The sequence below is a fragment of the Herpetosiphon gulosus genome, assembly GCF_039545135.1.
Lineage (GTDB): Bacteria > Chloroflexota > Chloroflexia > Chloroflexales > Herpetosiphonaceae > Herpetosiphon > Herpetosiphon gulosus.
Map to the genome: position 1 here is coordinate 89,871 of NZ_BAABRU010000015.1, position 26,953 is coordinate 116,823.

Consider the following 26,953-nt stretch of genomic DNA (forward strand, 5'->3'; position numbering starts at 1 on the left):
AGGTGTTTTATGCGAATTTCAGTTACACAACCCGATCAACTTGACTTGATCTTTGATGGGCAGTCATTTAGCTATCCCGCTGATCTCAATCCGGTGCAATTGCAGGCAGCTGCTTTGGTTGGCTGCACCGCTGCAGTGATGGAGCGCTACGCTCAAACTGCCGAGCTTGATTTAAAAGGCACAACGTTGGTCATTCGCTGGAGCTTTGGCAGCGAGCCACGCCGCATCGATCGCTACGAAATTGAAGTTACGCTCCCAGCCACAATCTCCCAAACCCGCCAAGCTGCTGTTTTACGCGCCGCTCAGCATTGTACGGTGCATGCAACCTTGGAGCACCCGCCATTAATTACGATTCGCCAAGTTTGAGATCCACGAAGGACGAAACCACGAAGGACGCGAAGAGCAAGAAGTTTTTTAGCCACGAATTGCACGAATTCCACGAATAATCTTCTAATTCTCAGTCCTTATTTTATGCTCTATGCTCTATGTTCGTCCTTACCGATCCCCAACAGACAAAAAATAGGCTTGCTCAAGCATAATACTTGAGCAAGCCCACAGTTTCAAGGATTTAGCGCTGAAATCGAACTGAGCTTATTTTAGTTCGAAAATCACTTGAACTTCAATGACTTGGCTTTGTTGGCCAGGTTGGATTGGTGCACCAGCCCCAACAGCCATATCGCGTGATTCGTAGGCGACTGGATAGGTTACAGGGGTTGACGTTTCGCTGATAACCAAGACTTCGCCAACTTGAGCGTTGCTCACGGCGGCGTATTGTTCAGCCCGCAGTTGAGCATCTTTGATTGCAGCTTGGCGAGCGGCTTCCAATGATTTAGCTGGGTCAGCGACATCAAAGCTCAAGCCTGAAATGTTATTTGCACCAACTTCGACCACTTTATCCAACAAGCCGCCAGCATCGCTAACCGAAACTTTGACGCGCACGTTGTTGTTGACATCGTAGCCCTTCAAAACTGGGGTGTTGCCCGAATAGTCGTAGCTTGGCGAGATATTAAGGTTGGTGGTTTGAATATCGGCCTCGGCGATGCCAGCGGCTTTCAATTGCTCGATCAGGGCATTCATTTTGGTGTTGTTTTCGCTCAAAGCGCTTTTAGCATCTGCTGCGTTGGTATTGACCCCAATCGTCACATAGGCAATATCGGGAGTTACTTTGACTTCACCGCGACCAGTAACTGAAATTCGTTTGCGGCTCTCGGTATCGGTTTGGGCGGCACTACCACGGGGTAAAATCACCAACGAGGCAATTCCAAACCCAACAATCAACAACAGTGCCAACGACCAACCAATAATTGAGTTACGAGCATTCATTATCCATTCCTCATACTAATAAGCAATTAAGTGAACTCTACAAGCAGTGCTCAGCTCCATCCGGCTTGGGTGATGCGCTGCTTATTTGGTTTCTGTATACTCAACGCTCCAGGCTTGCAATTTGTTCCCGCAAGCTTTTGATATAATTGTTTAGTGCTTCAGCAGCCACTTGCCAGCAACTTTAGGCGCGTAATTGGCTAGAATTTCGAAGGAGTTAACCATGATCGATTTGCGCAGCGATACCGTCACGAAGCCAAGTTTGGCCATGCGTGAGGCCATGCATCACGCCGAGGTTGGCGACGATGTGTTTGGCGATGATCCAACGGTCAATCAATTACAACGCTATGCCGCCGATCTGGTTGGCAAAGAGGCGGCGATTTTTGTGCCAAGCGGCACGATGGGCAATTTGGCGGCAATTTTGGCCCATGCTGGGCGTGGTCAAGAGCTGTTGCTTGGCGATGAATCACATATTTATCATTATGAGGCGGGTGGCGCTTCAGCCTTGGGTGGCTTGGTGTTTCATCCCATCCCAACCAATACCCAAGGCGAGCTTGATTTAGCGGCTTTGAATGCGGCAGTACGCCCAGCCTACGATGCCCATGCCGCTCAGGCAGGTTTGGTATGTCTGGAAAACAGCCATAATCGCTGTGGTGGCACGGTGCTTTCATTGGAATATTTGGCGCAGGTGCAGCAATGGGCCAGCAGCCAAAATTTACCAGTGCATATGGATGGGGCACGAGTGTTCAATGCAGCGGTGGCGCTGGGTGTACCAGCTAGCACCGTTACTAAGCATGTCGATAGCGTGCAATTTTGCTTATCCAAAGGCTTGGGTGCACCAATTGGCTCGATTGTGGCAGGCTCAGGCGAGTTTATCAAAAAAGTGCATCGCTGGCGCAAAATGCTTGGCGGCGGCATGCGCCAAGTTGGGGTAGTAGCAGCGGCGGGCTTGATTGCGCTCAACGAAGGCCGCGAACGCTTGATCGATGACCATGTAAATGCCAAAATGCTGGCCGAAGCACTCAGCCAATTACCCCAAATCGAGCTTGATTTGGCTTCGGTGCAAACCAATATTATCGTTTTTGGCTTGCGCGATAGCACGTTTAGCCCTGAACAATTGGTTGAACGTTTGCGCCAAGCAGGGGTTTTGATCGTGCCATTCAAAGGCCGTTTACGGGCTGTAACCCATGTTGATGTTAATCGTGAGCAATGCGCCGAGGCCGCCAACATCATCGCCAAGGTGCTGCAAAGCGCTTAATCCCGTTACAAATTTTGCACTTTCGCGCCCTGCGGCTCGTGTATCCTATAGACATCAATAATCGCATCTAGACAAGGATTTTGGGCTATGACTGAAATAGCTAACAAGCTTGCCATTGTTCGTGCAGCAATTGCACGCTATAAATATGGCGCTGTGCGTTTGCGCGGTGTCGATTGGTTTGCATGGGTCACAGCGGGCTTAGATAATGTGGTGATTTTAACGACTGAAACTGGGATTGCCGAGGTGGTAATTACCGCCGATCAAGCGTTTATCGTAACTGATTCAGTCGAAGTTGATCGTCTATGCGACCAAGGCATTCCCGCCGAATATCAGCTTTGGGCAACCAGTTGGTCTACGCCTTACTTACTCAATCAGGCAGTGCGCGAGTGGAGCAACGCCACCTTGGTAGCCTCGGATCGGCCAGCCCAAGGCGAGGTTGGCCTACCACCCGAATTAGTTGCGGCTAAATTGCGCTTAGGGCCCGAAGAAATTGCCCGCTATCAGGCGCTTGGCCGCACGACTGCCCAAATTATGACTAAGGTGCTGAGTGCTACGAAACCTGAGTGGACAGAATTTCAATTGGCGGGAGCCGCCGCCGCCGAGCTTTGGAGCCATGGCATTCATCCAGCTTTGACCTTGGTTGGCGGCGAACGCCGATTGCCGTTGTATGGTCACTTGCCAGCCACTCACGAGCCAATCGGCCAACGCACGATGTTGGTGGTTTGTGCTCGTCAAGGTGGTTTGTATGCCAACGTCAGCCGCTATATTCATTTTCGGCCTGAAACTGCCGCCGAACGCGCCAGTTACGAGCAAGTGATTGCAATCGAAGCCGAGATGATCGCCACAGCCCAAATTGGCAGTACGGTTGGCGCAGTCTACGATGCAACTGTGGAGGCTTATACCAAACGTGGTGTCGTCGAGCAGATGCAGCGGTTGCATCAAGGTGGCACAACTGGTTATCGTTCACGCGAAGTTGTGGCGCGGCCAGGCGAACCAACAATCATCGAAGCCAACACAGCAATGGCGTGGAATCCCAGTTTAGCTGGCGTAAAAATTGAAGATACAATTATTCGCAGCGCTGCTGGAGTTGAAGTTCTTTCGGTTGATCCTGCGTGGCCAAGTGTGGAATATGCAGGTTTACGCCGAGCATTACCATTAGTCATCTAGGAGCAAAGCCCAATGAATCTCAGTGATACTCCTCATCGCCGTTACAACCCGCTGACCGATGAATGGGTCTTGGTTTCGCCGCATCGCACGGCCCGCCCATGGCAAGGCCAAGTCGAAAAAACCATTCCCGATCAGCGCCCAGCCTTTGATCCACAATGCTACCTTTGCCCTGAAGTAACTCGCGCCAATGGCGAGATCAATCCAGCCTATGCTAGTACCTTTGTGTTTCCCAACGATTTTGCCGCATTGCTGCCCGATAGCCCGAGTGCTGCGCTTGATGATGGCCTATTTCAAGCCCATAGCGAACGTGGTATCTGTCGGGTGATTTGTTTCTCGCCACGCCACGATTTGACCTTGGCCGAAATGAGTATCCCCGATATTCGTTTGGTCGTCGATTTGTGGGCCAGCCAATTTAGCGAACTAGCCGCGATCGATTGGATCAAGCATGTCGAGATTTTTGAAAATCGCGGGGCCGCGATGGGGGCGAGCAATCCCCACCCACATGGCCAAATTTGGGCCAATGAGAGCATCCCAACCCTTGTCGCCACTGAACAGCGCAGCCAAAAAGCCTACTTTGCCCAACACCAACGCCCCTTGCTGATCGATTATGTCGAACAAGAATTAGTGCGGGGTGAACGAGTAGTTTATGCCAACGATTATTGGGCAGCGGTCGTGCCATTTTGGGCAGTTTGGCCGTATGAAACCATGCTCTTGCCACGTCGCGCGGTGAGCACCTTGGCCGAATTAAGCGAAGCCGAACGCGATGGCCTCGCCGATTTACTCAGCCATACCCTGATTCGCTACGATAATTTATTCCAAACTTCATTTCCTTATACCTTTGGTTGGCACAACGCCCCATGTGATGGCGAACAATACCCTCATCACGTTGTGCATGCCCATATTTACCCGCCATTGTTGCGCTCGGCCACGGTGCGCAAATTTATGGTTGGCTACGAAATGTTGGCGCAACCGCAACGCGACTTAACCGCCGAAACTGCCGCTCAGCGGCTACGCGATTTGCCCAGCCTGCATTGGACTAAGCTCTAGCTAAATGTTCCCTCACCCCCTAGCCCCCTCCTTTCAAGGGTAGGTTGGTCACCAGCATTGCGGATCACCACCCTTCCGTCCCGCCTCAAGGCGGGAAACGTCGGGGGCTTTAATCCCCCGACACCCCCTCAAGGACAGTTGGTGGTGAACAGGAATCCACCGATGAACCACGGGATTGGTGGTTCACAACGGAAAACGATTAAAAACCTACCCTTGTAAGCTAGCCCCCTCTCTCGCACGCGCGGAGAGGGGGAAACACCACGAAAAAAGCCCCTCTCCGCGCTCGGCGGGAGAGGGGTTGGGGTGAGGGAATACAACCAAACCTTTATTGCAAGGCGGGGTCAGGGGTAAGGGAACTTCCTAGATTGTAATCCAACCACCATCGTTTTCATCGGAGCGATGAGCAGCATCAAGCAAACTTTGGGTCAGCAAGCCATCGCTAAACGTTGCGGCTTGCTCCAATGCATCAAGCTGACCACGGCTGTAGGCCTTCAAGGCATGGCCAAGATAGACCGTTCCCACTGGGAAGTTACCGCTGATTTCGCTGGGAATCGCTACCGTATGAGCGGGTGTGCGCTCTTGCCACTCGCCATCGCGCTCGGCGTGCCACAAACGTGCGCCTTCAATTTTGATCGCGCCATGCTCACCATGAATGATCATGCGATCATTTTCGTTGAGCGCTGCCACGCCGCTGATCATAATTGAAGCAAAACCACCATTAGCCAAACGCACTTGAGCCGTAGCAAAATCGTCGCTAGTGACTGGCAAGAGTTGATCGTCAAGTGGGCGCTCAGCCACAAAGGTGTGCAAGCTCGCACGAATTGAGCTGAAATCGCCACAGAGCCAACGCAACATATCAATTTGGTGTGAGCCAATTGCTCCCCAAGCACCGCCAGCTTGCTCTTTATCGCTCCACCAATTCCAAGGGCGTTGCGGATCAGCGCGCGAAGAGAAAATCACGCTGCTGTTGACATGGCGAATCTGGCCGATCGCATTATCATTAATTAACGCTCGGGCCATTTGAAAAATTGGTAAAAAGCGCAATTCATGATCGATCAAACTTAATTGCTCAGGATGGGCTTGGGCGGCTTCGAGCATGGTTTGGGCTTCGAGCACATTCAACGCCGTCGGTTTTTCACACAACACATGCTTGCCAGCCTCTAAGGCCGCTACGCTCATTTCGCAATGTGTCCCTGGTGGGGTCACAATCGAAATCAAATCGGCATCGCTGCTGAGCAAATCGCGCCAATGCTCGAAGGCTTCAACATTCAAAGAGGCAGCTTCACGCTGAGTTTTTTCATAATTTTGGGCGGCGATCCCCACGATTTTCAGCCCAGCCGAACGAAAGGCTGGCACCTGAACGCGAGCACCCCAACCGGTTCCAATAATTGCAATCTTCATCGACATAAACCTCCCTTGGAGCGCAATGCAATCCTAATGTGCGGCGAGTTGGGCAAGGCTTTGCTCGATCTCCTGCCGTGGCAAGCCCAATTGCTCAAGGCTTGCATCGCTGCGAGTGAGCAATTGATGATACCACGCCTGAGCATCGCTGCATGCGGCTTCAGCAAATTCGGTCGCCTCAAGCCACTGCCAGAGATGATCCTCGGCATTAGGATAATCGCCCACTGCTGCATAGACGCGCCAAGCATCGTCGAGAGTTGCAGGCTCTAGCTCGTAATTGCTCAATTCGTACAGCCCAGCCTTAGCCGCCTCGCGCACTTCGGGCGGAATTTGCTGATTTGAACGCACCAAGGCTCCATACAGCATCAAGGCTCGATCAAAGCGACGATAGGCTTCGTCGATCATGCCTTGTTCTTGGAAACACTGGCCTTCAGCAACATGCAAGGCTGCCAGCACCGCACACCGATCAAGATCAATTGTGCCCTCGAATTGAACTAACTTGAGCAAATCTTCATCGGGCAACAAATCAACAAAGTGGCTATGGGTATCGAATAAATCGCGATAGGCCGTGTTGATTGCCGCTTGAGCCTCTTCGACCGAACCAGCCTCGCGCAAATGCACAATCTTGCGCCAAACAAGGCCAAATTGCTCGATCAAGCGTAAAATGTAATCTCGCATAGCTCCTCAAAAAAGAGCGCAGCCTGTGGTTGCCCATACACTGCGCCAACAACTTAGCCTAATTGGTTGATCAACTGGTTGGGATCGTTGGTTGGCAATTTGCAAGCCCGCCGCACACAGACATAGGCCGTGGCTTGCTGGTTGAGCAATGGTCGTTCAGCCAACAACGGAATCAACTGCTGAGCCGCTTGATCATCTGGCCGACAGGCAGCCACGACTTTGTTGGGTTGATAGTTGCGATAGGTCGCTTGCAACAACGCTTTGAACGCAGGATCAGCGGGATCGCCAATTAGAGCAACTTCGCGTGGTTCAGCAAGCGCAAAATCGGCGGCAGCCAACAAACGCCCAAACGCCCCAGGCAGTTGCAACAATGCACCACTCAAATTCGCCAGCACGGTTTCGGCGTATTGGCGATATTCGTAGCGATCAAGCAGGGTGGCCAAACGCAGCAACACATCAACCGCCACCGAATTTCCGGCAGGCGTAGCATTGTCGTAAAGGTCGCGAGGTCGCGTGATCAACTGCTCATGATCGCTGGCCGTGTCGAAAAAGCTGCGCTGTTGTGCATCCCAGAAGCGCTCAGTCATGCTTTCGGCCAATTCAATCGCCACTTGCAGCCAGCGCAGATCAAAGGTTGCCTCGTACAAGGCCAGCATGCCATCGGCAACACAGGCATAATCTTCGAGGTAGCCCTTGAATTTAGCCTGACCATCTTTGTATGAACGATACAGTTGGCCATTTTGATAGAGCTTGCTGGTAATAAATTCAGCGTTGCGAATCGCCGCAGCGCGATAATCGGCATTATCGAGCACATTGGCGGCAAAGGCCAAACTGCGCAGCATCATGCCATTCCACGAAGCCAAAATCTTTTCATCGCGGCCTGGGCGAATGCGCGTATTGCGCTGAGCCAAGAGCGTGGCACGAATTGCGGCGATGCGCTGGGCCAAATCTGCCTCGCTAATGCTCAACTCTTTGGCAACCACGCTAGGATCTTGGGGCACATACAAAATTGTATGACCCTCAAAATTGCCTTCGGGCTGAATATTCCAATACAACTGAGCGAGAGCTGCATCCTCAGGGCTGAGCAATTGCTGAATTTCAGCTACGCTCCAAACATAAAATTTGCCCTCTTCGCCTTCGCTATCAGCATCTTCCGCAGCATAAAAACCGCCATCAGGGCTAGTCATATCGCGCAAAATGTAGTTGATGCTTTCTTCAGCAATTCGCCGATAAAACGGCTCATGGGTGGCTTGGTAGGTTTCGAGATAGAGCTGGCTGAGCAAGGCATTATCGTAGAGCATTTTCTCGAAGTGCGGCACGAGCCACTGAGCGTCGACCGAATAGCGGGCAAAGCCACCGCCAAGCTGATCGTACATGCCGCCGTTGGCCATTGCTTGCAAGGTTTGGGTCACTTGATTGAGCGCATCTTGATCGTCGCTGCGCAGCCAAGTTCGCAGTACCATGCCAAAAATCAAGGCTTGCGGGAATTTCGGCGCACCGCCGTAGCCACCAAAACGCGAATCGAATTGGCTCATTTGGCGTTGAGCCGCCACATTCAATTGGCTTTTGCTCAATTTCACTTGCTCAAGATCGAAGCTCAAAATATCTTCTAAATGCTCACGCATCTGCTCGGCGCTTTGAAACACCTCTTCGCGACGGTCGCGATAGGCTTCGGCCACGCCATGTAGCACCTGTTGAAACGAAGGCATATTGTGGCGCGGCTCTGGGGGAAAGTAGGTTCCACCATAAAACGGTGCACCATCAGGGGTTAAAAAGACCGTCATTGGCCAGCCGCCGTGGCGGGTCATCGCTTGCACAGCGGCCATATACAACGAATCAATATCAGGCCGTTCTTCGCGATCAACCTTGATATTGATAAATAATTCGTTCATGACGGCAGCAGTCGCTGGATCTTCAAACGATTCATGGGCCATAACGTGACACCAATGGCAAGCGCTATAGCCAACACTTAATAAAATTGGTTTATCATCTTGTTTGGCACGTTGCAAGGCCTCTTCACCCCAAGCATACCAATCGACAGGGTTTTCGGCGTGTTGCAACAAGTAAGGGCTAGTTTCATGAATTAAACGATTTGCCATAGCGGCTCCTTAACTAATCTACCAGTAGTATATAGCAGGTCGTGGTGCGAGGAGATTAATGGAATACTAACTTTTTGCGCTCCTTCACCCCCTAGCTCCTACTTAATGAAGATAGATTTTAAGAAATTAAGACCATACCCTCACCCCCGCCCCCTCTCCCACTGCGGCGGGCGAGGGGAGTTCCAAGTTTCATGATCGAGGGATTCCCCCTCGCTCGCTTGGCGGGAGAGGGGGCTAGGGGGTGAGGGTTTAGTCTAATAGATTTATGATAGTTGATGGAGCACTATATATGGACGAAAACGCCTTACCCGACCCAATGTTGCTAACGTGGATGGGCAGTTATACTCATGCCGATTTGCAGCATGTGACCCGTGCCACTCAATTGCTGCATCATTTAGCCCCATTTCGCGATTTGAGCGAGGCAGCAGTGATTGGGCGCTGGTTCACATGGCTCTTGATGCTGGAACATCACACATTAACCTATCTCGATTTGAATATTGAGCAAGCCCAGCGCTATTGGCGTGGATTACGGGCGGTCGCCGAAAATCGTTCTGCCGCCACATCGCCACTGGGCCAAGCCTTGGGCGATTTTGTGGGCAATTTGCCACGCCTACCTGCCTTCAGTAGCAGCGATTTAATGCTCGTCAGTTTGGCAATTGGCCATACGCTCGATGGTTTGGCATGGCGTTATAGTTGGCAACGCCAAAATAGCGAGCCAGCCGCCAGCTCGTTGTTAGATGCGATGGGGCGTTCGAGTGGCATGTATACTGCGTTGACCTTGCTCAGTGGCTTGCGCGGTTGGCGTTTATCTGAGGTATTGCTGCAGCATCCGGCGCGGCGTTGTATTAAAGTGGTCGAGGCGGTTGCAGGCACGTTGCGCCTCCAACCAACCTCGGCCTTACCCGATAATTTGTGGCAAGCACTGGAGCAAGCCTTCAATCCGCTTGAAACGCGCTGGGCCGATTATCGTCAAACCAGCGGTCTACTATTGCAGCGCTACCAAACATGGCTCGCCAGCGAACAACCTATTGCCGACGCAAACGCTGAGTGAGCGACTGATAAAAATGGGCTTGGGGATAAACATGGGCAAAACGGCAAATCTCTTGAGCACGCGTGACCTCAATCAGATCATCAGGCTCAATTGGAAACGACCACTGCCCATCAAGGCTAATAATTGTCGGATGATGGCGGGCCAGCGTCCAACTAATTTTGGTATCTGGCGGTAGCACGAGGGCTGGCAAACTGGTTAAGTGGCCAGCCACCGTCACCAACAATAACGAATCGGAGCGCGGGTCGAGCACTGGGCCGCCTGCCGCCAAGGCATAGGCAGTTGAGCCAGTTGCGGTTGAAACCAAAACCCCATCAGCCCGATAGCTCGTCAGTGGCATATCATCGATGGCAACCGAAACATGGACTACTCGTGCGACATCACGCCGCGACAGCAACACCTCGTTCAAAGCCAGATCATTAAAAATCTCTTGGCCTTGGCGTAGAACTCGTGCTCGGACCAACGTGCGCTGATCGTACCAACCACCGCTGTTAAGCAACACCTCTAAGCCTTCATAGACCGATTCTTCAGTAACTTCGGCCATAAAACTCAGGTGGCCCATCGCCACCCCCAAAATCGGCATATTATGGGTGATGCCAATTCGGGCGGCGCGGAGTACCGTGCCATCGCCACCAAGCGCCAACATCAATTGGCATGGCGCGACCAGATCTGGCTCATCGCGGGCACTTTGCGATGTGCCTAGCCACACACTTAACCCTCGTTCGCCCAACCAAGCCGCAATTCGTTCCCCTGCTTGGGCTGTTGCAGGCGCAAGCGGATTATACAAAACGCCAATTGTGTGCATAGCGCCTCCTGTGGTGGCCATTCTGCGCTGCATCATAACACACTCACCGAGCGCTGTCCTACGCTGCTAGCTATTTAGCTTGATGGCTGATTACCCATTCAACTGCTCCAATCACCAACTCTGGTTGGTCGAGATGGATGTAATGTCCACTAGTTTCAGCTATCTGATGTTGGCTGTTGCTCGAAAGCTGAGCTAATTCCTGCTGCAAGCTATCCCACGTCTGTTCAAATTCCGCTGGCATGGTGTTATCAGCAATCCCACGGGTTAACACCACCAACGGAAGATCCTTAAGTGATTGCGGAGCTTGAGCTTGATTCAGATCTTTGGTTATCGCTGCTAAGGCCGCATCCATCGCGCTACAGGTGCTGGTTTGGTATAGGCTAGCAGCAATCGAGGCTTGGGCTGGTTGCGGCAATTTGGCATAGGTCGTTTGTGATTGCTCAAACAGCTTTGTCAGCCGAATAATCCCAAATGGAGCCAACGCATCACAGGCTTGCATCGACTGACGCATAACTGCAAATGGGTCTTCATCAAGCTGTGATTGACGTTGGCGTTGTTGTTCATGCGATGAATCGACCAGCACCAATCCAACAACTTGTTCAGGGTAGCGCTGGGCATATTCGCGCACATACACCCCCCCAGCCGAATGGCCAACCAATACATATGGTGCTGGTACGTTGGCGTGATTCAGCAGTTCATGCAAAGTTTCGGCAATCGAAGCCCGATCAGCCTTGTCGGCCACAGCTGCGCTCCAGCCCATGCCAACCCGATCGTAGGCACACACTCGATATTGTTCAGCTAAGGCTGGTTGGACTAAGCCCCAAACATCAGCACCATCGCCTAAGCCAGATTCAAGCACGATCGTTGGGCTGCCACTGCCCATACAAATTAGCCGCATCGCATGGCCATTGACCATAATTTGCTGCTCAGCTGGCAAAAATCGTTGGCGATCACGCTGGCTGGCCCAGCGCTGAAACGCCCAGCCGCCGATCAACAAGCCAATCATCAACAGACCAATCCAACCGAGCCAGCGCCCAATGCGTCGCAAGAGCGAACGTTTTTGTGGTTTTATCTTCATGATTATTCCTTGGCTAACGATAGAGGTCAACTATAGCCAAGAAATACCCAAACCACAGGGTTAATCAGGGTGAAATCGACTCAGCAATTAGAGCTATAGCCGCATCGATCTTCAGGCCGCTGAGTATCTATAATTCGATCGCATAACCCCAAAAAGCCCTTCATAAATGAATGAAGGGCTCAACGATAAAAGTTTATGAGATTCTACGATAGGTGGTTCCCCCCTCGCCGCGCGTGCGGGAGAGGGGGCTAGGGGGTGAGGGCATGCTAATCGACAGTCAATTCCATTCCATCATTGTTAAACCCTACCCTTGAAAGGTTAGACAGTGAGCCGAACTAACTACCTAATTCATCGTCATCGTCGCCATCGTCGCTATCGACATCATCGAGGCTCATTTCGTCGAGATCTTCTTCCTCTTCCTCGCCCATTTCATCAACTTCATCATCGTCATCGCCATCGAAATCGTAGCGCAACGAATAATCGCGAACGTATGGCCGGAAGGCTCCCATATCGCCGCTGAGCTTGCCAGGGAACGAAATTTTGGTGCGTTGTGATGGGTGTTGGAAGGTTTCGCGAATCACAATCCGCACTTGACCATTTTCGATATGCGCGATGGCTGCGGCATATTTGTTGCCACCATCGATCAATTCAGCTAAGCGTTGAGCAAGTTTTGGCTCAATCCGCCCAATTAAAATCCCATCGCTGGTGTAGGCATTCAACAAGCGGCCTTCGTGGCGCAACTCAACGATCTCGCCGCTACCTAATTGACTTACCAAACCTGGATTAGCGAGATTCGTCAGCGTGGTAATGCCGGTTTTGCCAGTTTCGCTGACAAACAAGCGCAAATCGACCAATTCGCGGCTGCGTTGATTGGTTTTGCCTTCGCTGCTCAATAATGGAGTCAGCTTATCGATATTGCGACGGGCAATAATATTGCTTGGGGCAAGTTTTAAGGTCTTTTGATAGGTTTCAAGCGCTTCAGCATAACGATTTACTTCTTGCAAAGCCTTGCCTAAACGATTATAGGTTTCAGGATCTTCAGCAAGTTCAATAGCTTTACGATTCAATTCAATTGCCGATTCCCACTGATTATTAGCAGCTTCACTAATCGCTTGATCGATTAAACGATTACGAATGCGCATCTTATCATCTTGCTTGGACACTGAGTTCCTCCAGGCTTTAATCACACAGAACGGACGCAGTTCACACCGCATCCGCTCAAACCAATCCTAAAAACCATCGATTTACTAAACGTCGAACTTCAAGGCCACAATCAGGCCGATAAATCCAATAAAGTTATTGATCGAGTGCGCCAAAACTGCACTCCATAGATTGTTGGTGTAGTGGTAAACCAAGGCCAAAATCGCCCCACCAAGAAAAATCGGAATCAAGAGGGCAATATAACCAGTCGTAACTCCAAAGGCATGCGGCAGGGCAAATAGAATGCCACTGAGCACAACCCCCCAGGTAACCCCAAGTTTTTGGCGGATCGCCCGAAAAGCGTAGCCGCGAAAAAAGACTTCCTCTAAAAATGGCCCAATAATCACTACAAACAAACCAAATAAGCCAATTTGTAGATTACTAGCCTCTTTAAAAGGGCCGATCAACTGTGCTTGTTGATCAGGGCTGCTATCTAAAGCTTTGCTAATCACCCCTGAAATAAAGTTGGTCACTAAGAAACTGATGCCTGCAATAAAGCCAAACCCTAAAGCAACCCCCAGTTTTTTGCGATTCAGGCCAAACCATGCTAGGGGCAACTTGCGCAAAATATTGACCCGCAAGATGCTGGCTAAAGTAAAACCTAAGCCCAAGGTTGGAGCATTGAGCAAAATAAAGGTTGGGTCATTCAATAAGCCTTGGATTTGCTCCAAATCGCTTAATCCATTGGCCAGCATGTAAGCAACCATGATGATCACTTGCAACAGGACTGCCAGCAAAAAACCAAAAATCAAATCTGGCAATACCCAGTAGGCCATTGGCGTGCGACTGTTGCCTTCCTCTGAGCCTGGAACTGCCGCACCAGTTGACGGCACCTGATAGCCATAATCTGCTGGATACCAACCAGGTTGAGCCATGGGTTGTTGCGGCTGCATAGGCGGAGCAACTGGCGGTTGCGGTACGCCACCAAGCGCCTTCAACACAGCATCGTTGCGTTCACGTTGGGGATCATCGTTGCCATAACTCATTTATGCACCTATTGCTAGCGTTTCGCCGATCAGATCGCCACCCAACCACCATGGGCGAGTTTCAGTGACGTGAATGTTGACCACTTTGCCATACCAATCGCCTGCGGCCTCAAAAAAGACCAATTTGTTGTTGCGATCGCGGCCACGCCATTTGCCTTTGGTGAATTCCTCAACCAAAACTTCAACCTCGTGCCCCAAGCATGCTTCGTTGCGCTCGGTGGCAATCCGTTCTTGCAAGCGTTCAAGCGCAATTCGGCGATATTGCTTTTCGCCATGTTCAACTGCTAAGGCTGGGTCAAGCTCCATATCAGCAGCTTTGGTGCCTGGGCGCGAGGAGTAAGCGGCAATATGCACTTTATCAAACCGAATGTTTTCAACCATCTCCAAGGTGCGCTCAAACATTTCACGAGTTTCGCCCGGATGCCCAACAATAATATCGGTTGATAATGATACGTTTGGGATAATCTCGCGAATTCGTTCGATCAATTTGGTATATTTAGCCACGGTATAGCCGCGCTTCATCACTTTGAGCAATTGATCGTCGCCTGCCTGAATTGGCAAGTTAATATCAGGCATGATTTTGGGCAAGCGGGCAATCGTATGCAACAATTTTTCGCTCATAAAGGCTGGATGCGAGGTCAAAAAGCGTAAGCGAACTAAACCTGGGGTTTCATGCAAATATTCTAACAAATCGGCAAGGTCAGGTCGCCCAGGCAAATCGTGGCCGTATGAATCGACAATTTGGCCCAGCAAGGTAATTTCTTTAGCACCACGGGCACAAATTCGCCGCACTTCTTCAGCAATTTCTTCCATTGGGCGCGAACGCTCTTTACCACGGCGCAATGGAATTACACAATAAGCACACGACATATTACAGCCATAATTAATTGGCACATGCACATTGACTGGCGGCACTTGCCAATCAGCCACGGGCAAGGCTGGTTCGTCAAGCTGGTAAATTGGGTTAGGCGCTAAGGCCAAGACCTCATCAACTGCCGATGGCGAAACAAAATGGTCAACCATTGGCAACTTTTTCTTAAAGATCGATTGATTGTTTGGGCCGACCATACAGCCCCACAGCACAATTTTGGTATCGGGCCGCTCTCGTTTGATCCGTTGAATATCGGTAATTTTGCCGATAATCTTTTCTTCAGCATTGGCCCGCACTGAGCACGAATTTAATACAATAAAATCGGCATCTTCAGCTTGCTCAGCAGGAGTATAACCTACCCCTTGCAGCGCCGATTCAAGTCGCTCTGAATCAGAGACGTTCATTTGGCAGCCAACTGTCCATACAAAATAGCGATTTCGTTCCATAACCCTACAACCTTTATGTCGTTAATAGCAAAAGTCGCAGCATTATAGCCTATCAAGCAGGCCATCGCAACCGTCGCAAGCGTGAGATCAAGCCAACCGCACCAACTATTGGCGTGTTTGTATTGTGCCACGATTTTGCAACCAGACACCAAATTAAGATATTAACGAATGCTCAGAATTCCAATCCGATACGAACCATCATCTAACTGGCCTTCTATTGCCAATTGCAAGGGCTGCACATAGTGATTGATCGCCGGAGCAATGAGTCGCAATTCATATTCCCCCACTGGCAGATCGAAGTGTTCAAATTGTTGGCGATGCTCGTAGGCTTGGGTTGGCAGTATTTGGCGTAAATCAAGGCTTGATTCTGCTTGCCAAACCACAGCCTGAGTAGCATCGCGCAATTGCCAAATCAACGGCCAGCGCTCATAAATCGGAGCAACACCAGCATTTTGCCAAGTACTTTCGATCTGGAGTTGCTGGTTATCGATGGCAAGTTTGATCGTGGTTGGGGCATAGCGATAGCCCGCTAATTTGCCCGCCATAATAAAATTCTGCGTATCAGCATTCGTCCACTTGCTGGTTTGCTCAGGACAATTAACTGGATCACGCCAGAAATCCCATGGGCTTTCACGATAGGGCTGGGCAAAATTGCCGTTGCTCACATACGAAATATGATACGAAATGACTTGGGTTTGGGCCGCCAAAAACTGGCCGCTATAATCGCGTTCGCCATATTCGCCAATCATCTCGCTAAAAATCGGTGCTACTTTCCAACGCTCAGCCACCAAGGGGCCAATTGCTTGGCCATCAACCATAATATCACTTTGAATTAATTGATCGATATTGGCCATTTGCTCAGGCATGCCCAAGGCATCGCGGGTGATGCTCCAATAGGGTTGCTTAGTCATGGCGTAGTAAAAGACAGGATTATTGCTCAACGGAATCGAAAGCAGAAAATGCGGGCCGAGGTGGGTATGCCAAGCATCAACCAGCCAGCGTGCTGTGCTTTCGCTGGCCCACATCACATGGTTTTTATCGGCATTCCATGGCAAATAGCCTTCACCATAACGGCCATAACTGCGCATCTGCACGCCCAAAATCCGCTGATCGCCCGCAAATTCCGCCACAAAGGCAGCCAGCAAAGCTTCAAGTCGGGCTTGCACAAACGGATGATTATAATTGGGATACCAATCGCCTTCAAAGCTTGCGCCAAATTCAGGCTGTTGCAAGTAATTTGGTAAAAACGGGCCATTATTGCTAGGCCCAGCACTTGCCCCCAAACCCAACCAAACCCGCTGGCCCTTCTGCTCAGCTGTATCAAGCAATTCATGAATTTCGCGCCAATCGTAGTCATTTTCGCTTGGCTCAAGTTCGGCCCATGTCCAGCGATCATAGCGTTCGCGATTCGAAATCAATTCGCTAGGACAGATCATGGTTTGGCCGCGCCATTGATACAAGCCTCTGCCAGGATTAGCCACCTCAGCCTGTTCCAACGCGATAACCGTCGGGGTGAATGTTTGCCAAACAAGCCTATTTTGGGGCCGCAAAAGATACCATGTCAAGCCAAATCCTGCTACAATCAATAGCACAAACAACACTCTAAACCATCGCATTGCCCAATCCTTTGTACCGATCGCGGTTGTCCCATCGTCGAAGCTGATCGATCACACTACCATTGTTATGAAGGGTTTCCATGCCAACCATTCTTGCTGTTGATGACGATACCACGGTTTGCGCCTTGATTCGCCATTTCTTGGGCGCTGATTATACAATTTTAACTGCCTCAAGCGTCAGCCAAGCGCTGCTGTTGCTTGAAACAAGCATTCCCGACCTATTATTAATTGATGAATTGCTGCCAGATATGCGTGGCCATGAGTTTTGCCAGAGCCTTGAGCATAACCCGCGCCTGCGCCAAATTCCGCGCATTATGATGTCGGCCTCGACTCATTACATCGTGGCAGGCACGCCCAATGTGCTGATGTATATTCGCAAGCCTTTTCGCCGTGAACAATTGTTGATGGCAGTTAGCGATGTACTTGGGGAGTGAAGAAGAACATAGAGCAAAGAACATAGTTGAAGTAGGGTACAGGTTTTAGGGGCTAGGGATCAGAAAATTATTTGTGAAATTCGTGGAATTCGTGGCTAAAAATCTTCGCGACCTTCGTGTTCTTCGCGGTTTCAAACCGTCGCGAATCATTATAAAAAATGCTGTGTTAGATCGACGATTAATCTAACACAGCAGCATGCGAATCGGCTTACTTAACGCGATATGGCTCGAAGCGATGGGCAAATTGGCGGGGCACTGCACCACGCAAGGTTGTGCCTTCAGCGCCAAATTCTTCGCTTTCAATCATCCCACGTTCGTGCCAAAGCGCCACTAGCTCGTTGGCTCGATAGGGAATCATTACCTCGAATTTAACCATGCGCTCCATCAACATCTGTTCAATCGCCGTTTGCAAGCGATCAATTCCAATGTTTTGTTGGGCCGAAATCGCCACCCAGCGATCGATCGGCAAGCCCAATTCAGTGATCATGCGCACAATTTCGGCATCGCTGGGACTATCAATCTTGTCGATTTTGTTGAACACGGTCAGAATTGGTTTATCCTGAACTTTGAGTTCGCTGAGCGTATCGATCACAGTTTTGAATTGTTCTTCGACATTGGGATGAGTCAGATCCAACACGTGCAACAAGACATCGGCTTCGGCAATTTCTTCTAGGGTTGCGCGAAAAGCAGCGACCAAGGCGGTTGGCAAGCGTTGAATAAACCCGACCGTATCGGTCATCAAAACTGCACGGCCACCAGGCAAAGCCACTTTGCGCGTGGTTGGGTCAAGTGTGGCAAACAACATATCGGCGGCCAGTACATCGGCTTGAGCCAAACGATTGAGCAAGGTTGATTTGCCAGCGTTGGTGTAGCCAACCACCGAAATAATTGGCAAGCCCGATTCTTGGCGGTTTTGGCGATACAACTCGCGATGACGATGCACATCAGCCAATTGTTCTTTCAACAAGGCGATGCGTTTGCCAATAATCCGTTGGTCACTTTCAAGCTGGGTTTCACCAGGCCCGCGCAAACCAACCCCGACCCCCGAGCCGCCACCACCACCGCCAGATTGACGCTCAAGGTGAGTCCAAGCGCGACGCAAACGGGGCAGCAAATAATCGTATTGCGCCAACTCCACCTGTAAGCTACCTTCGCGAGTGCGGGCATGTTGGGCGAAAATATCCAAAATCAAAGTGGTGCGATCGATCACTTTAACTTTAATTGCTTCTTCGAGGTTGCGGGCTTGCGAAGGCGAAAGCTCTTCATCGAAAATCACCACATCATAGGGTGTTTCCGAACGCAAATCGGCGACTTCGCGCACTTTACCTGGCCCGATATAGGTTTTGGGATTGGGATGATCGAGCTTTTGCGAAACCGTGCCAACCACCTCAAGGCCAGCAGTATCAGCCAATAAAGCCAATTCATCAAGTGAATCGTCGATGTGCCAAGCTTCGCGATTATTATAAATATCGCCCCCGACTAATAGGGCGCGTTCCTTGGGTTTGGCGGTGACATGCATCCGTTCACGGACAGAATTACTCATAGATCTCCTTAAATTTCGTGACCACAGCGTAAATTGCGACAAAACAACAACTCTGATCTTTTACCATAACTTTATCATTTGGGTTCCGCCTTTCACCAAGGAATCGCTGTGGTTGCTCTTTGCTCATACTTTAGCATAGGTTGGGCCATGGCTCATCCCTCGCACGACTGATTTTGCTATGCGATAATGGCTCCAATTGTGTGACGCAAGGAGGCGTAGCGATGACTGAACAAATCCATTATCGAACCTGCCCGCTGTGTGAGGCGATGTGTGGCTTGGCAATTACGGTTGCCGACAATGCAGTCAGGCAAATTCGTGGCGATCAGGCTGATCCGTTTAGCCGTGGACATATTTGCCCCAAAGGCAGTGCACTTGGCGATATTCACCATGATCCCGATCGGTTACGTCAGCCGCTTCAACGCCGAGCTGATGGCTGGCATCAAATTGATTGGGATGAGGCGTTTGATTATGCCGCTACCCAATTAAAACAACTTCAGGCTCGCTACGGCCCCGATGCAATCGCCATTTATCAGGGCAATCCTTCAGTTCATAATCTGGGTACGGCCTTGGGTGCTGGGGCATTTGTCCGCAGTTTGCGCACCAAAAACCGTTTCTCGGCTAGCTCAGTCGATCAATTGCCCCATCAGTTGGTGGTTTATCACATGTATGGGCATCAATTAATGTTGCCTGTGCCGGACTTGGATCGAACTCAATTTTTGTTGATTTTCGGCGCAAATCCGGCAGTCTCGAATGGCAGCATTATGAGCGTCCCCGATATCAAACGCCGTTTGAAAGCAATTCAGCAGCGCGGCGGCCAGATTGTGGTGTTTGACCCACGCCAAACCGAAACGGCCCAATTAGCTGACCAACATTATTTTATTCAACCTGGCAGCGATGGTTTGGTATTGGCAGCGCTGATTCATACTATGCTCAAAGAAGGTTGGGCTAAGCCTGATCGGCTGGCTGGCTTTACCAAGGGGCTTGATCAGCTTGAATTCCTGTTCGAACGATTTAGCCCAACGGTAGTCGCCGAGGCAACAGGAGTAGCAGCGGATACGATTTTGCAACTAGCTCATGATTTTGCCCATGCTAGCAGCGCTGTTTGCTATGGCCGGATTGGGGTTTCAATTCAGCAGTTTGGCACGCTCAGCCAGTGGCTCATTCAAGTTCTCAATATCATTACTGGCAACTTGGATCGTGAGGGCGGTTCAATGTTTACCACGCCAGCCTTCGATACCTTGCCACTTGGCAGTAAAGGCAATGTTGGGCGTTGGCATACCCGCGTGCGCCAGTTGCCCGAATTCGCTGGGGAACTGCCCTCAGCCGCTTTGGCCGAAGAAATCTTGACCCCAGGCGAAGGCCAAATTCGGGGGTTAATCACCTCGGCGGGCAATCCAGTGCTTTCTACTCCCAATGGGCAACAACTTGATCAGGCCTTGGCTGGACTTGATTTTATGCTCTCGATTGATTTTTATGTAAATGAAACGACGCGCCATGCTCATTTGATTTTGCCACCGAGCTCGCCCTTGGAGCATGATCATTATGATGTGCTGTTTCACAATTTGGCAATTCGTAATACCGCCAAATATAGCCCGGCGCTATTTGAGATCGATCAGTATGCTCGCCACGATTGGCAAATTTTCGGCGAATTAACCCAGCGCATGAGCGAAAAAGAGGATCGAATTTTTCCACCAAAAGCCATGCTTGAGCGTGGGTTACGATCAGGGCCATATGCTATCCAGCTCAGCGAATTAGCCCAACAACCGCATGGCATCGATCTTGGACCATTGCAACCACGCCTGCCTGAGCGGCTTTTTACCGAAGATAAACAAATTCAGCTTGTACCACCAGCAATTGCCAGCGATTTGGATCGGCTAGCCGGATTGTTGCAACAAGTGCCAACCAAACAACTGCGCTTGATTAGTCGCCGACAACTGCGCAGCAACAATTCATGGATGCACAACAGCCAACGCTTGGTCAAGGGCGATGATCGTTGTACCTTGCAAATCCACCCATCCGATGCAGCCCAACGCCAGCTAACCCATGGTCAACACGTCAAACTCAGCTCGCGAGTAGGCACGATTGAGGTTGCACTTGAAGTCAGCGAGTTAATGATGCCGGGCGTGGTTAGTTTGCCGCATGGCTGGGGGCATCGCTATCCTGATACCAAAATCCAGATCGCCCAAGCCCACGCTGGCAGCAGTATCAATGATTTAACCGACGATCAGGCGATCGATCCATTAAGTGGCAATGCCGCTTTGAACGGAATTGTGGTAGAAGTTGAAGCTATAGGGTAGGGGTCAGGGGCTAGGTTACCGAAACCGCAAAGAACACGAAGCGACGAGGGACTGGATGTCAGAGTTCAGGGGCTAGGTGTAATGGTTTATAGCATTAAACTCATCATTAATGCCCTCACCCCCTAGCCCCCTCTCCCGCCGAGCGAGGCGAGGGGGAACGACTGTATTATAAAGGGTGGAACACCCCTCGCCTGCCGCAGTGGGAGAGGGGCTGGGGGTGAGGGCAGGTTACAATTAGTTGTTAAGCTAATGAACCATTCCATATAGCCTGTAGCCATTCACCCTCTGCGCCTCTGCGTTAAACGCTGATCCCCAGTCCCTGACCCCTAAGCTCAACTATGCCCTATGTTCTATGTTCTTTGCTCTATATTCGTTCATCCCTCGACGGTGGTTGGGCGTAATTGTGGTTGCAGCATATCGCGGGCTTGTTGCAAGCGTTTATAGACATTGGCTAGCGAAATGCCTTGATGCTGAGCAATCGCATCGCAAGACATATCATTGTAGAGCCATAACGAAAACGTGCTATTCAAACGTGGCGATAGCGCTTGCAAAGCTTGATTGATCGTTTCATAGACTTCGCGCTTCAACAAAGCTGTTTCGGGCGAGGGTGTTGCGCTATGTGGCATGTTGTCATCATTGCCCAGTAGGCTATCGAGCGGTTGCAGGCGCTTGAGTTCGCGTTGTTGTTGGCGATGAATATCGATGCAAATGTTGTAGGCCATGCGCATGAGCCAGGCCTTGGCGTTGGTAATTTTATAGGCATGGCGCGGCAATGATTCCCATGCTTTGAGCACCAAACGGCTTAATGCCTCATCGGCATCGTGGGTGTTGCCATGCATCCAAACCAAACATTGCTGTGACAGTTCAGTGTGGTACAAACTATACAACTCCCAAATGGCTGCATGTTCGCCTCGGCAAATTTGTTCGACGAGTTGTAATGCCACTGTTTCGCTGTGATGGTTTTGATTCCGAACTTCGCTGTTCATAGCTCATCCTTCATTCACTATCTATTGAATATCCGCTACAAGGTCTGCTACAATTCACAGCATAGCGGCCCAGCGTTTCAAAATCGTTTTATTGGAGATGTAGCTCCGTGAATGTCACGCATCAGCCTGATGATTCGGCTCAATCGGTGCCAAGTTTACGGATTCACGTTTTTGGTGGCTTGCGGATCTTTATCGACAATCAACGCATTAGTGATCTAGCAACTCGCAAAGTGGAAGCACTGCTGATCTACCTTGTAGTCAATCCTTACCCCCACGAACGTGAGGTTTTGGCACAATTGTTATGGAATGATTTATCGGCGGAACGCACGGCGGGCAACTTACGCCTTACTCTCAATCAATTACGTAAAGTTATGGACCCGTTTATCGAGGTCACACGCCATACGATCGGGTTGCATCCCCAAGCCCGTTATTGGCTCGACCTCCAACATTGCACCCAAATTTTTGAGAACCCAGCTAGCCCAACCAATGAATTAGCCAGCGCCATCGAGCATTATCAAGGCGATTTTCTCAATGGGTTTTATCTCCGCGATGCCGATGGCTTCAGCACGTGGCAACTTCAACAGGTCGAATATTGGCGACAACAAGCGCTGGTAGCGATTCGCCGCCTAATCGAACGCTATACGGTGGTGAGCAACTACAACGAAGCGATTCGCTGGCTTCAGCGCTTGGTTACCCTCGATGAATGTGATGAACTGGCCCATCGCCAGTTGATGTTGCTATTAATGCGCACAGGTCAACGTCACACTGCCCTGCGCCAATATCGGTTGCTTGAGCAAGTGTTAGAGCGTGAGTATGGATTAAAACCCGAGCCAGCCAGCGAGGCCTTGCAACGCCAAATTTTGGCAACACCCGCCCAACGTCCGCAGCGCCTGATTCGGCCAACCCCAATGCTCTATGGTCGCCAAGCCGAGCTCGAACGCATGACCCATTGGCTGGCAGCTGAACGCAACCAATTGCTGACGATTATGGGTGCTGGCGGGAGCGGCAAAACTCAATTGGCCCTGACCTTTGGCTGGAAGGTGGTTAACGAATATTTGGGGGCTTCGAGTAACGGGGTTTTTTATATTTCCTTGGTCAGCGCCGATCAACAGCCGCAGCTCTTAGATGCTGAACCTGTTTTGTTGGCGATCGTCCAAGCCTTGACCCTGCCGCCACCTCGCACCAACGACATTGTTGAACATCTGATTCTCCAGTTGCAACAGCATGAATTGATCATCATTATTGATAATGGCGAATTGTTGGCGACCAGTGCTCGCTTAGCATTAAGCAGTCTGATTCAACATATTCCGCAATTGCGCTTAATTATTGGCTCGCGCGAGCGCATGCGCCTGCAAAACGAATATGTATTGGAATTAGCAGGCTTGGCCTATCCCCAAATTAATGATGATTCAGGCTATTCGCCGTTGTTGGCTGAGCAACTTCAACATTTTGCAGCAGTCGATTTATTTGTGCATTGTTTGCAGCGTCAAGGCAAATCGGGCGATTTGGCTGATTATGGCCATGCTGATCGTCAAGCGATTGGCCAAATTTGTCAGATGGTCCATGGTTTACCGTTGGCAATTGAATTGATTGCGCCATGGATGACCATTCGCAGCGGCAATGAAATTGTCGCAGCACTTAGCCACGATATGCAGCTGTTTCATAGTGATGTGGTCGATATTCCAACCCGCCATCGCAGCATTCAGGCTGCCTTTGATTATTCGTGGCAATTGCTCGATCCACATGAACAGGCTTGTTTAGCTCGCTTGGCGGTATTTCCGAGTAGCTTTAATGCTGAAACCGCCACAATCATTGCCGAGGTTGATTTGAACGTGTTGGCCAATTTACGGGCCAAATCGTTGCTTACGCTTGAAATTTTACAACAACAAACCCGCTATGCCTTGCACCCATTGCTGCATCAATTTGCCCAAACCAAGCTCCAAACCTTGGCCGCCGATCAACAAACGCTGTATCAACGCCATGCCCGCTATTTCGGCCAATTTAGCCGCCAACAAGAGCAATTAATTCATGGCAACGCCAGCCAACAAGGCTTAATGTTCTTAGAACAAGAGCTTGATAATATTCGAGGTGGTTGGCTCTGGGCAGTTCAAGCTCAACAAATTCATATTTTAGGCGATTATTGTATTGCTTTACACGATTTCTTTGCGATTCGCAACCGTGAGATCGAAGGTCAACAGCTTTTTGCTCCAGCCGCAGCGTTATTAAACACAATTGAGCATCAGGATGTTGAGGCTGAGATCGTTTTAATTGTAGTGCGAATTGTTTCGTGCTATGCTGAGTTTCATTATATTTTGGGCGAATTAGCACTTTCTGAGGCATTATTGCAGCAATGTATCGATGTCTTGTATCGAATGCAATTGCAGAATGTGGCTGAATTGCTGTTTATTTATAAGCAACTCGGGGTAATTACCCAACGCCGAGGCGAATATACCCGCGCCCTCGATTTGTTACAACGCTGTTTAGTTCAAGCTGAAAGCGTCAATGATCCAATTAAAGTCAGTGATACATGGTTATCAATTGGCGCGGTGTTGTTGGCGCAAGGCAATTGGCAAGCTGCCGAACAAGCTTTTCAGACCTGTAGCACTCACTATCAAGCTCAAAAACATCTGTGGGGGTTATGCCATAGCCAGCGCTTTTTGGGGGTGGTAGCACTGGCACAAGCTCATTATGATCTAGCGCAACATCATTTTGAGGCCAGCCTTGATTTGGCCTACCAACTCAAAACACCGCTCGGCGAGGCATTAATTCGTGATCAAATGGGCATGTTGGCGCTACGCCGCGAAGATTTTGCCCAAAGTGCGGGCTATTTGCACAAAGCCTTTGCCATTTTTCAAGAATTAGGGGTTGAGGCCATGATTGGGCGAGCAGCGATTCACCTAGCCCAGCTCGAATTGGCCCAACGTAATTTTCAATATGTGCAGCCATGGTTGGCGCGGGCGATTATGGTAGCCCAGCAACGCCAAGAAATCCCGTTATTACTCGAATGTTATGCGACGGTTTTGCAATTTTGGGCGGCGGTTTGTGATGGCGAGCCAAGCCATTGGTTTAAACTATGGCATAGCCTGAGCCAGCATCCAGCCTGTAGTGCCGAAACCAAAAGCTTGCTAAATCGTTTACAGTTACACCAACATTTCACAGGCCAAATCAGGCCAACGGTTGAGATTGAACTGTCAGGAATTGAACGCTATGTAGCCCTTTGCTTAACCCAAATTGAGCAAAGCCAGAGTATTGCGGTTTATTAGGAGGAATATTCATGGATATGGTCGATTTCGTCCAAACCCTCGTCGATGACCCAAGCCGTTTAGCCTCGTTCAAGCAAAATCCTCAGGGCTTTTTACAACAACTAGGGCTTGGTCAAAAACTCGCCAAATCAGACCCAATTCAAGAAGTTACCACCGTGATGACCCTGCGCAGTCTTGGTACGGTTGTGCAGGAGGAAACCCAAGCCTATCAAGATATTCCGGTCACAGTTTCATCGTATATGAATGTATTTATCGAAGCCGCCGATAAATCCAAAGATTATAATGTGACCTGTTGGTTACTCAATCATAGCTATATGATCGAAGATGATAATGGTAATCCTTATTTTGATTTGCATGTCTGCTATGTTGACCCAAATGACCCCGATGATATGCCCCAAGTCTTTTATATTCGCAGCAAAAACCAAATCGAACAACCAACCTACAATTGTGCCAATATCCCAATTGAATTACATATTCCGGCCAATAATTATATTTTGGTTGGTAGAACTCGCCCAGTTCATACGAAATTAACAAATTTTGTCTATCATCGCCAAAGAGATGATCAACCACCATTATTTGAAATCTCCTTTGATGAGCAACCAACTTAGTATGGTGTCGGCAGTGAAACAAGGCTCGCTCACAATTGTTGGCACAGGCATCACCATGATCGCCCATTTAACCAATGAAGCTCATGCTTGGATCAGCAAGGCCGACCAAACCTTTTATTTGGTTATGCATCCATTGGCTGATGAATGGATTCACAAGCTCAATCCGCAGGCTGAATCCTTAGCCCATTTTTACCAAGCCGATCAGTCACGCGAACAGGTTTATGCAGCAATGGTCGAGCATATTTGGGCTGCAGTGCGGCAAGGTTTGCGGGTTTGTGTGGCATTTTATGGCCATCCCAGCGTCTTTGTAACCCCAACCAGCGATTTAGTGCAGCGCGGTCAGCGCGAAGGCCTGCGGGTCAACATATTACCTGGCATTTCAGCCGAGGCTTGTTTGTTTGCCGATTTGGCAATCGACCCAGGGTTACATGGCTATCAAAGCTATGAGGCTAGCGATTTTTTGGTGCGTCCGCGGCGCTTCGACCCCAGCACGCCCTTGGTTTTATGGCAAATTGGAGTGATTGGCTATTTCAAGGTCGTGCACGATCAGCTTGATTCACGAGCTGGTTTAGCCCGTTTGGTCGCGCATTTACAAGCATTCTATCCTGCTCGCCATGAAGTTACGATCTATCAAGCGGCAATTTTGCCAATTGAAGAGCCAAGCATTCGCCGCGTACTGCTCAAAGATTTGGCTGAACAGCCCGTTTCGGCCTATGCCACCTTGTATGTGCCAGCCTATGGCGAGGCCCAGCTTGATCAAACACTAGCCCGTGAGTTTGGTTTGATCTAGTTCTGAAGGGGC

At 50.1% G+C, this 26,953-nt stretch carries 22 protein-coding genes; 10 read left to right on the forward strand and 12 right to left on the reverse strand.

The genetic code is table 11. The features are described from left to right. The first annotated feature begins 9 nt into the window (after nt 1–9). Nucleotides 10–366 carry an OsmC family protein gene (locus tag ABEB26_RS19505; protein ID WP_345723720.1) on the forward strand — a complete coding sequence of 119 codons (357 nt, stop codon included), beginning with the start codon at nt 10–12 and terminating at the stop codon, nt 364–366. Between the two features lie 225 nt (nt 367–591). On the opposite strand, the gene ABEB26_RS19510 is transcribed toward ABEB26_RS19505, so the two are convergent. Continuing rightward, complete coding sequence (locus ABEB26_RS19510) at nt 592–1,323, reverse strand: SIMPL domain-containing protein (protein WP_345723721.1); 732 nt, start codon at nt 1,321–1,323, stop codon at nt 592–594. 220 nt (nt 1,324–1,543) lie between these two features. On the opposite strand from ABEB26_RS19510, the gene ltaE reads away from it, so the two are divergent. The 3 genes from ltaE (at nt 1,544) to ABEB26_RS19525 (ending at nt 4,792) form a co-directional block, all read left to right on the forward strand. Next, on the forward strand, nt 1,544–2,578 hold the full coding sequence (ltaE, locus tag ABEB26_RS19515) for a low-specificity L-threonine aldolase (RefSeq protein ID WP_345723723.1): 1,035 nt from the start codon (nt 1,544–1,546) through the stop codon (nt 2,576–2,578). A gap of 87 nt (nt 2,579–2,665) precedes the next feature. Then, nucleotides 2,666–3,745 (forward strand): M24 family metallopeptidase, encoded by a 1,080-nt coding sequence (locus ABEB26_RS19520; protein WP_345723724.1) that lies wholly within the window; start codon nt 2,666–2,668, stop codon nt 3,743–3,745. 12 nt (nt 3,746–3,757) lie between these two features. Then, the gene (locus ABEB26_RS19525) at nt 3,758–4,792 is read left to right on the forward strand and encodes a UDP-glucose--hexose-1-phosphate uridylyltransferase (protein ID WP_345723725.1); all 1,035 of its coding nucleotides are present in this window, start codon (nt 3,758–3,760) and stop codon (nt 4,790–4,792) included. Between the two features lie 360 nt (nt 4,793–5,152). On the opposite strand, the gene ABEB26_RS19530 is transcribed toward ABEB26_RS19525, so the two are convergent. Genes ABEB26_RS19530 through ABEB26_RS19540 form a run of 3 tightly spaced genes read right to left on the reverse strand, consistent with a single transcriptional unit; the run spans nt 5,153 to nt 8,970 of the window. Then, nucleotides 5,153–6,199, reverse strand: coding sequence for a Gfo/Idh/MocA family protein (locus tag ABEB26_RS19530; protein WP_345723726.1), 1,047 nt, complete (start codon nt 6,197–6,199; stop codon nt 5,153–5,155). 27 nt (nt 6,200–6,226) lie between these two features. Then, on the reverse strand, nt 6,227–6,871 hold the full coding sequence (locus tag ABEB26_RS19535; RefSeq protein ID WP_345723727.1) for a DUF6483 family protein: 645 nt from the start codon (nt 6,869–6,871) through the stop codon (nt 6,227–6,229). Between the two features lie 53 nt (nt 6,872–6,924). Beyond that, on the reverse strand, nt 6,925–8,970 hold the full coding sequence (locus ABEB26_RS19540; RefSeq protein ID WP_345723728.1) for a thioredoxin domain-containing protein: 2,046 nt from the start codon (nt 8,968–8,970) through the stop codon (nt 6,925–6,927). A gap of 289 nt (nt 8,971–9,259) precedes the next feature. On the opposite strand from ABEB26_RS19540, the gene ABEB26_RS19545 reads away from it, so the two are divergent. Further along, complete coding sequence (locus ABEB26_RS19545) at nt 9,260–10,021, forward strand: hypothetical protein (protein ID WP_345723729.1); 762 nt, start codon at nt 9,260–9,262, stop codon at nt 10,019–10,021. On the opposite strand, the gene ABEB26_RS19550 is transcribed toward ABEB26_RS19545, so the two are convergent. The 6 genes from ABEB26_RS19550 to ABEB26_RS19575 form a co-directional block, all read right to left on the reverse strand. After that, on the reverse strand, nt 9,996–10,823 hold the full coding sequence (locus ABEB26_RS19550; protein WP_345723730.1) for an NAD(+)/NADH kinase: 828 nt from the start codon (nt 10,821–10,823) through the stop codon (nt 9,996–9,998). The two genes, ABEB26_RS19545 and ABEB26_RS19550, sit on opposite strands and share 26 nt — an antisense overlap. A gap of 70 nt (nt 10,824–10,893) precedes the next feature. After that, a complete protein-coding gene (locus ABEB26_RS19555) occupies nt 10,894–11,901 on the reverse strand; it encodes an alpha/beta fold hydrolase (protein ID WP_345723731.1) in 1,008 nt (335 codons plus the stop codon). Nucleotides 11,902–12,236: 335 nt separating this feature from the next. Then, nucleotides 12,237–13,064: a tetratricopeptide repeat protein gene (locus ABEB26_RS19560; protein WP_345723733.1), complete on the reverse strand. Its 828-nt coding sequence runs from the start codon at nt 13,062–13,064 to the stop codon at nt 12,237–12,239. 84 nt (nt 13,065–13,148) lie between these two features. Continuing rightward, complete coding sequence (locus tag ABEB26_RS19565) at nt 13,149–14,087, reverse strand: CPBP family intramembrane glutamic endopeptidase (RefSeq protein WP_345723734.1); 939 nt, start codon at nt 14,085–14,087, stop codon at nt 13,149–13,151. Next, nucleotides 14,088–15,404 (reverse strand): tRNA (N6-isopentenyl adenosine(37)-C2)-methylthiotransferase MiaB, encoded by a 1,317-nt coding sequence (gene miaB / locus ABEB26_RS19570; protein WP_345723735.1) that lies wholly within the window; start codon nt 15,402–15,404, stop codon nt 14,088–14,090. A gap of 161 nt (nt 15,405–15,565) precedes the next feature. After that, nucleotides 15,566–17,020 carry a DUF4832 domain-containing protein gene (locus ABEB26_RS19575; protein WP_345723736.1) on the reverse strand — a complete coding sequence of 485 codons (1,455 nt, stop codon included), beginning with the start codon at nt 17,018–17,020 and terminating at the stop codon, nt 15,566–15,568. Between the two features lie 80 nt (nt 17,021–17,100). On the opposite strand from ABEB26_RS19575, the gene ABEB26_RS19580 reads away from it, so the two are divergent. Beyond that, nucleotides 17,101–17,454, forward strand: a complete 354-nt coding sequence (locus ABEB26_RS19580) for a response regulator (protein ID WP_345723738.1) — start codon at nt 17,101–17,103, stop codon at nt 17,452–17,454. 208 nt (nt 17,455–17,662) lie between these two features. On the opposite strand, the gene hflX is transcribed toward ABEB26_RS19580, so the two are convergent. Next, on the reverse strand, nt 17,663–18,997 hold the full coding sequence (gene hflX, locus ABEB26_RS19585) for a GTPase HflX (protein WP_345723739.1): 1,335 nt from the start codon (nt 18,995–18,997) through the stop codon (nt 17,663–17,665). 221 nt (nt 18,998–19,218) lie between these two features. On the opposite strand from hflX, the gene ABEB26_RS19590 reads away from it, so the two are divergent. After that, nucleotides 19,219–21,294: a molybdopterin oxidoreductase family protein gene (locus ABEB26_RS19590; protein WP_345723740.1), complete on the forward strand. Its 2,076-nt coding sequence runs from the start codon at nt 19,219–19,221 to the stop codon at nt 21,292–21,294. A 374-nt stretch (nt 21,295–21,668) separates the two neighbouring features. On the opposite strand, the gene ABEB26_RS19595 is transcribed toward ABEB26_RS19590, so the two are convergent. Further along, nucleotides 21,669–22,280, reverse strand: coding sequence for an RNA polymerase sigma factor (locus tag ABEB26_RS19595; RefSeq protein WP_345723741.1), 612 nt, complete (start codon nt 22,278–22,280; stop codon nt 21,669–21,671). A gap of 107 nt (nt 22,281–22,387) precedes the next feature. Between ABEB26_RS19595 and ABEB26_RS19600 the strand changes: the two genes are divergently transcribed. The 3 genes from ABEB26_RS19600 to ABEB26_RS19610 are packed head-to-tail and all read left to right on the forward strand — an operon-like array spanning nt 22,388 to nt 26,941. Continuing rightward, nucleotides 22,388–25,543, forward strand: coding sequence for an ATP-binding protein (locus ABEB26_RS19600; protein WP_345723742.1), 3,156 nt, complete (start codon nt 22,388–22,390; stop codon nt 25,541–25,543). Between the two features lie 11 nt (nt 25,544–25,554). Then, nucleotides 25,555–26,151 carry a hypothetical protein gene (locus ABEB26_RS19605; RefSeq protein WP_345723744.1) on the forward strand — a complete coding sequence of 199 codons (597 nt, stop codon included), beginning with the start codon at nt 25,555–25,557 and terminating at the stop codon, nt 26,149–26,151. After that, complete coding sequence (locus ABEB26_RS19610; protein WP_345723745.1) at nt 26,135–26,941, forward strand: SAM-dependent methyltransferase; 807 nt, start codon at nt 26,135–26,137, stop codon at nt 26,939–26,941. Before ABEB26_RS19605 ends, ABEB26_RS19610 begins: the two co-directional genes overlap by 17 nt. Nucleotides 26,942–26,953 lie beyond the last annotated feature (12 nt).